This is a genomic window from Saccharopolyspora sp., from assembly GCF_017434145.1.
In the GTDB taxonomy this organism is placed as follows: domain Bacteria; phylum Actinomycetota; class Actinomycetes; order Mycobacteriales; family Pseudonocardiaceae; genus Saccharopolyspora_C; species Saccharopolyspora_C galaxeae.
Map to the genome: position 1 here is coordinate 1 of NZ_JAFRFW010000747.1, position 2,629 is coordinate 2,629.

The window sequence follows — 2,629 nt, forward strand, 5'->3', positions numbered from 1 at the left end:
CGAGACGCGGGGCGCCTCTGAACACCTTTCAGCACCCTAGCGGGTGATCACCGACAGCCGTGCGGCCGCGGCGCGAGCATCCTCTATTCTGCGCGGGCGCCCTGTCCCCCACCGCCGAAGGATCGAACTCACGTGGCGGGAACCCTGCTGAGTCCGGCTCTGACCGGCCCCCGACCGATCGACGCACCGCGCCAGGATTCGGCCGTGCGGCTTCCGCTGCGCACCGCGGTGATCGAGCTGCTGGCGGGTTCCGCGGTGGCCGCGGTGGTCAGCCTCGTCCTGCAGTTCGCGGTGACCCGGCTGGGCATCAGCGAGCCCAGTTACGCGCCGGAGGCGCTGGCCTCGCTCGGCGCCGGCCTGGTGCTGTTGATCACGTTCGCGGTGCTGGCGTTCGCCCGAATCGGCGCGCCGCGGTGGCTGCGCGCGACGGGAACGTGGGTCGCGCTGTCGGCGTTCAGCACGCTGGCACTGGCGATCCCGTTGCAGGCCACCCGGTACTACTTCGGCGGTGCGTCCGTCGACAACGGGTTCCGGATGCAGTACATGACGCGGATGGCCTCGACGCTGGGCCTGGCGGACATGAACTACGCGGACACCGCGCCGTACTACCCGGCAGGCTGGTTCTGGCTCGGCGGCCGGTTCGCGAACCTGCTCGGCTGGGAAGGCTGGGCCGCCTACAAGCCGTACGCGCTGATCTGGGTCGCGGTGACCGCCGTGGTCACGTTCACGCTCTGGAGCGTGGTGGTGCGGCGCAAGCTGGCGCTGCTGGCGGCGGTGGCCACGACGCTGGCCGGGATGCTGCACGGCATCGAGGAGCCCTACGCCTGGCCGTCGGCGGCTTGGCTGGCGCCCATCGCGGTGCTGACCTGGCATGCGCTGCGCCGTGGGGATCGCGCGCCGCGCTGGACGCTGATCGGCATCGGCGGCTACGTCGGTTTCGCCGCGATCACTTACACGCTGCACTTCGGATTCGCGGTCCTGCTGATCGTGGCCATGGCGGTGGTGATCGGCGTCTTCCGGGTGCGCCGCGGCGCGTCGCTGTGGCCGACGGTGCGGGGGCTTTTCCTGCGGCTGCTGCCGATCGGCGTGGTCAGCGGGCTGATCGCGCTGCTGGTGTGGTTGCCGTACGTGCTGTCCACGCACGTGTTCACCGACAACCCGCGCAGCGCTGCGCTGCACTACCTGCCGGAGGACGGTTCGTTCCTGCCGGTGCCGATGACCGAGCCGACTCCGTTCGGCGCGCTGTGCCTGGCCGGGTTCTGCTGGCTGTTGCTGCGCGCCCGCCGCAGCGAGATCGCCGCGGCGATGCTGATGCTGGTGCTTTCCATCTACGTGTGGTTCGGACTGTCCACTTTGGCGTTGGTGGCGAAGACGACGTTGCTGTCGTTCCGGCTGAACGTGATCCTCGGCGCGGTGCTGGCCGTGGCGGGCGTGTTCGCGCTGCTGGAGTTCATCGGGTGGCTGCGGGAGCGCGTCGACCTGGCGTACGCCGCGCGGATCACCACGCTGTCCTGCGCGCTGGGCCTGATCGGCGCGATCACCCTCACCCAGGGGGCCATCGGCACCAAGCTGAAGGACTCCACCGAGCTGGCCTACGAGGACTACTACCCGACCGGGAACAACGCGATGGGCGCGCGGGACCCGCAGGAGACCGGGTCGTGGGCCGACGACGTCTACCGCGCGATCTCCGGTCTCACCGGCAAGCAGCCGCAGCAGAACATCCTGCTGACCACCGACTACAAGCTCATGTCGTTCCGGCCGTACTGGGGTTTCCAGCAGGAGACGCCGCACTACGCGAACCCGCTGGCCGAGTACGACGAGCGGGCCGCCGAGATCGAGCGGTGGTCGAAGGCGCGCAGCGGACCGCAGCTGCTGGCCGAGATGAACCGCGGAAAGTTCGCGGCCCCGAACGTCTTCGTGCTGCGCAACCCGATGAGCCCGGTCGCGTCGGAGAGCGAGAAGGAACGCGCCGCCGACCCGTCCGACCCGAACGGCCGGAAGCTGGCGCTGACGTTGAAGGGCGACTCGTTCCCGCAGCTGCCGAACGTGCGCGACTACGACGTCCACTTCGATCCGGCGGTGTTCGACGGGCCCGGGTTCTCCCGCCGCGACGTCGGCCCGTACACGATCATCGCGGTGCGCTGACCGGTCGGCGGGCAGCCCGAGCGCTGCCCGCCCGGGATCGATCCCGAACCCCGCGAGCACCGGCGATCCCCGTGCCGCCGAGGCGCGGCGAACTCGGCGCCCTTGCGTCCGGTGATCGGTTCGAGGGGGTAGCGTGGCCGGACGTGACTGGCCCTGATCCCGTGGACGTACGTCTGCTCACCGCCGTCGCCGAGTCCGGCCGCGCCGCGGTGCACGAGATCGCGGGCAGGCTCGGCATGGACGTCCGCGAGGTCGCCGCCCGGCTCGCCGCGCTGTCGACCACGGGACTGCCGATGGTGGTCGGCGTCGAATGCGACCCGGCAGGCATCCGCAACGCGCTGGCCGCGGCGAACGCGTGGGTCCAGCAGCACAGCGGCGGCCAACAGGTGCACGGCGGCCCCAGTGGTGGTCACAGTGGTGGTCACAGCGGCGGTCATCCCGGCACCGGCCCGAGCGGTCCGCAGCAGTTCGTCCCGCCGGCTCC

At 70.9% G+C, this 2,629-nt stretch carries 2 protein-coding genes; both read left to right on the forward strand.

Annotated features, from left to right (window positions below):
- Window positions 1-204 precede the first annotated feature (204 nt).
- Window positions 205-2,145: an arabinofuranosyltransferase gene (locus tag IJH84_RS20330; RefSeq protein ID WP_295147634.1), complete on the forward strand. Its 1,941-nt coding sequence runs from the start codon at window positions 205-207 to the stop codon at window positions 2,143-2,145.
- Between the two features lie 143 nt (window positions 2,146-2,288).
- Window positions 2,289-2,629: AsnC family protein (locus IJH84_RS20335; protein WP_295147636.1), on the forward strand; the 341-nt coding region annotated here is incomplete at its 3' end.